We start from the raw sequence: 2,084 nt of genomic DNA on the forward strand, positions 1-2,084 counted from the left end.
GGCCAGAGTTTCTCGCGGTAGTCGGGCATGGCTCTATTCGACCAGACTTCTGCACTACCCTCGAACAGTGACCGATTCCGTCGATGTGCTGATCACTGCAGACCGCGTGCCGAACTACGCCCATCCGGGCGACGCGGGCGCCGATCTCCACGCTTCCGAGTCCGTCGTGCTCGGCCCGGGCGAACGCGCCACGGTCGGCACCGGCGTCGCGATCGCCCTGCCCGACGGCTACGTCGCATTCGTCGTGCCGCGTTCGGGTCTGGCCTTCAAGCACGGCATCACGATCGTCAACGCGCCCGGCACCGTCGACGCCGGCTACCGCGGAGAGATCAAGGTCGCACTGTTGAACACCGACGCCCGCGAGGCGCACACGATCGAGGCCGGCGACCGCATCGCCCAGATCGTCGTGATGCCGGTGAGCCGAGCTCGATTCGTCGAGGTCGAACGGCTGCCCGGCAGTCTGCGCGGCGAAGCAGGATTCGGCTCCACCGGTTTCGGGGAGCACAAGTCAGGAGTGAACGCGTGAGCGACATCGAAACCGGCGGAGACGTCCCCGCCGAGCAGCCCAAGTCGGCCCCCGAAGACCGCGCAGCTGCGGGCCCCTTCGACGAGGCCGAGGCGAACCCGGTTCGCCCCTACGTCGACCTCGGCGGTGTGAAGGTGCTGCCGCGCGAGGGACTCCACCTCCGACTCGAGGTCGAGGAGGGCACGAAGCGCGTCGTCGCGATCGGCCTCGACTACGCGAACTCGACGCTGCAGGTGCAGCCGTTCGCGGCGCCGCGCTCGAGCGGACTGTGGCACGAGATCCGCGCGCAGATCGCCGACCAGATCGCCCGTCAGGGTGGCACGACCACCGTGCGCGAGGGCTCCTTCGGGCCCGAGCTGCTCGCACAGATCCCGGTCGCCGCGGGCGAGGGCCAGCAGGGGCAGATGCGCCTCGCGCGCTTCATCGGCGTCGACGGACCCCGTTGGTTCCTCCGCGGCGTCATCGCCGGCGAGGCGGCGGTCGACCCCGCAGCCGCCGCGAAGGTCGAAGACCTCTTCCGCTCCATCGTCGTGGTGCGCGGCAGCACGCCGATGCCCCCGCGCGACCTCATTCCGCTGCGTATGCCCGCGTCCTCCGCGGGTGCGCCCACGGTGTGACCGAGATGACGAACGCCGACGATCCGTCGCGCGCCGATGAGGGCGAGCGAGCGGATGCCGCGGCGGATCGTCCGGCCGAGGTCGATGCCGCGGCCGGCACCACGGCCGGTGAGTTCGGTCGGCAGTTCGCCGCCGCCGCGGAGAAGAGCGGCCTCGGTGCGCTCGCGCGCGACGAGAAGCTGAGCGGGCGCGACCTGCTCACCGCGGTCGGCGGAGTGCGCGGCATCCTCGAGGCACTGCTGCCCGGGCTGGTGTTCCTCATCGTCTACAGCGGGCTCACGAGTTTCGCCGGGCAAGACCCTCAGGCGGCGCTCGTGCCCGCCCTCGCCGCATCCGTCGGCCTCGCCGTGGTGTTCACGGTCGCCCGTCTCGTGACCAAGGGGCAGCCGACCCAGGCCATCGCCGGCCTCATCGGCGTGCTCGCCTCCGCGGCGCTCGCGCTCTGGTCGGGTGACGCCCGCGACAACTACGTGATCGGCTTCTACACGAACGCCGCCTACGCGCTCGCGCTGACCGTGTCGCTCTTCGTGGGCTGGCCCGCGATCGGCCTGATCGTCGGCTTCCTCATGGGCGACGGCGTCGCGTGGAAGCAGGACAAGCGCAAGTACCGCGCCGCCCAGTTCCTCACGCTCGTCTGGATCGGGCTGTTCGTCGCGCGTCTCGCAGTGCAGCTGCCGCTCTACCTCGTCAACAACGTCGAGGCGCTCGGCGCCACGCGCCTCCTCATGGGCGTGCCGCTCTACGCCCTCGTGCTGGTCTTCTCCTGGCTCGTCGCGCGGGCCGTCTACCCGTCGCCTGCTCGCTCCGGCGAGTGATAGAGTTATCTCGACGTCAAGATAAATCCGCACACCGTGCGAGGCCTGTCGGCGGGCGAGTGGCTTAGGTTACCCTTGCTGGAACAGCCCCATGTCTGACGGAGAAGATGGAGTGCCGCCTGCATG

At 70.0% G+C, this 2,084-nt stretch carries 3 protein-coding genes; all 3 read left to right on the forward strand.

Features of this window, described 5'->3' with window-relative positions:
- Window positions 1-67 precede the first annotated feature (67 nt).
- The 3 genes from dut to VIP82_RS05880 are packed head-to-tail and all read left to right on the forward strand — an operon-like array spanning window position 68 to window position 1,958.
- Complete coding sequence (gene dut / locus VIP82_RS05870) at window positions 68-526, forward strand: dUTP diphosphatase (RefSeq protein WP_331906598.1); 459 nt, start codon at window positions 68-70, stop codon at window positions 524-526.
- A complete protein-coding gene (locus tag VIP82_RS05875) occupies window positions 523-1,143 on the forward strand; it encodes a DUF3710 domain-containing protein (protein WP_331906600.1) in 621 nt (206 codons plus the stop codon). The genes dut and VIP82_RS05875 overlap by 4 nt, the downstream gene beginning before the upstream one ends.
- Window positions 1,144-1,148: 5 nt before the next feature.
- Window positions 1,149-1,958 (forward strand): DUF3159 domain-containing protein, encoded by an 810-nt coding sequence (locus VIP82_RS05880; protein ID WP_331906602.1) that lies wholly within the window; start codon window positions 1,149-1,151, stop codon window positions 1,956-1,958.
- Window positions 1,959-2,084 lie beyond the last annotated feature (126 nt).

Origin of the sequence: Microbacterium sp. (genome assembly GCF_036566905.1) — a bacterium.
Taxonomy (GTDB): Bacteria; Actinomycetota; Actinomycetes; order Actinomycetales; family Microbacteriaceae; genus Microbacterium.